This is a genomic window from Streptomyces sp. AC627_RSS907 (genome assembly GCF_019049165.1).
The window spans coordinates 1-633 of sequence record NZ_JAGMUE010000432.1 but is presented as its reverse complement, the minus strand read 5'-3'; the positions used below and the strand labels follow the sequence as shown (position 1 = coordinate 633).

Here is a 633-nt window from a genome sequence, read left to right as displayed (position 1 = left end):
GGTCAGGGCCATGGGCAGGCCGTAGCCGCTGATCGACTTCGAGACCGTGACGATGTCGGGGATGATGCCGGCCTCCTCGAAGGAGAAGAAGGCGCCGGTGCGTCCGCAGCCCATCTGGATGTCGTCGACGATGAGCAGCATGTCGCGGCGCTTGCACAGGTCGGCCAGCTCGCGCAGCCACTGCGCGCGGGCGACGTTGATGCCGCCCTCGCCCTGCACCGTCTCCACGATCACGGCGGCGGGCTGGTTCAGGCCGGAGCCCTGGTCCTCGAGGAGGCGCTCGAACCACAGGAAGTCGGGCACCCGACCGTCCAGGTAGTTGTCGAACGGCATCGGCGTGCCGTGCACCAGCGGGATGCCGGCGCCGGCGCGCTTGAACGCGTTGCCGGTCACGGCCAGCGAGCCGAGCGACATGCCGTGGAAGGCGTTGGTGAAGGAGACGATCGACTCGCGGCCCTTGACCTTGCGGGCCAGCTTCAGCGCGGACTCCACCGCGTTGGTGCCGGTCGGGCCCGGGAACATCACCTTGTACGGCAGGTCGCGCGGGCGCAGGATCGTCCGCTGGAAGGACTCCAGGAAGGCGCGCTTGGCCGTGGTGGACATGTCCAGGCCGTGCGTGACGCCGTCGCGCTC

1 protein-coding gene is annotated in these 633 nt (G+C 69.5%); it reads right to left on the bottom strand.

The window, feature by feature from the left end; all coding sequences use genetic code 11:
- A partial coding sequence (locus KUM32_RS36295) for an aminotransferase class III-fold pyridoxal phosphate-dependent enzyme (protein ID WP_217146158.1) occupies positions 1–633 on the bottom strand: 633 nt, incomplete at both ends.